This is a genomic window from Synechococcus sp. H55.10, assembly GCF_047502715.1.
GTDB lineage: Bacteria > Cyanobacteriota > Cyanobacteriia > Thermostichales > Thermostichaceae > Thermostichus.
In genome coordinates this window covers 1-838 of sequence record NZ_JANSJJ010000112.1, presented here as the reverse complement: position 1 = coordinate 838, position 838 = coordinate 1, and the positions used below count along the sequence as shown (strand labels likewise).

Annotated in this window: 1 protein-coding gene; it reads right to left on the bottom strand. The window is 49.8% G+C overall.

Features of this window, described 5'->3' with window-relative positions:
- Positions 1–25: 25 nt before the first annotated feature.
- On the bottom strand, positions 26–838 hold an 813-nt coding region (locus NW858_RS07825; RefSeq protein ID WP_414520239.1), incomplete at its 5' end, for a 2OG-Fe(II) oxygenase.

The window sequence follows — 838 nt, the reverse complement described above, 5'->3', positions numbered from 1 at the left end:
CTCTGGCCATATTGAATTCGAGCCTTTAGGCAAGTTGCTTGGTTCCTAACCAAGTGTTGATGGTGAAGCGGCTATCGGCAAAGGCCTGACTGGGGCTAAACACCGGCAGGATTTCGTGTATGCAACTGCTGGGGAAGAAGACGATGCTGTTGTTGGTCGGGATCACCTCGTCGTAGGCTCCATGGAGAATTGGCGGGTGGGGCTTCTGCCTTTGAGTATCGTAAATACGCAGCTCACCCCCTCGGTAGGGCTTGGGCTCTTTGTGAAAATAGTACACACAGCTTACCTGACGAAAGGCAGTTTGCGAATAGAAGTTATCAATGTGGGGAGCAAAATAACAACTATCATAGCTAGCGATCATCTCCATCTCAAAGATTTGGATATCGAAGTTCTCGATGCCCAGCTCCACAAAGATTTGAGGAGCCACCCCAGCAATCTTCTCCCTCAGCAGGGATCCATACTCTTGAAAGTAAGCATAATCTAGGCGTAGAGAGCGGCGAAACTTGAGAGACTCAGCCTCAGTGTTGCTTTGGCTATAGCTTCTCGCAGGGATAAACTTATCTTGATGAGCGATGGCATGCTGCAAGATGGCTTGATTAACTTCAGCCGGCAGGAAGTTATCCAGCTTAACGTACTTACAAGGATAGAAGCGGGCTGGCTCCGGCGGATCCGGCTGGGAAAACGTGAGGGATACTGGGTTGGCATTCAGCAACAAGCCTGGGGCTAGTTCTCGAACGTAAGCCAAATCTTGCTCAGTTAAAGCTCTGTGTTGGGGATCCCAGCTCAAGAGATGGATCCCTTGGCTGAGCTTGGGAAAAGCTTTTTGCAGATGAAAAGC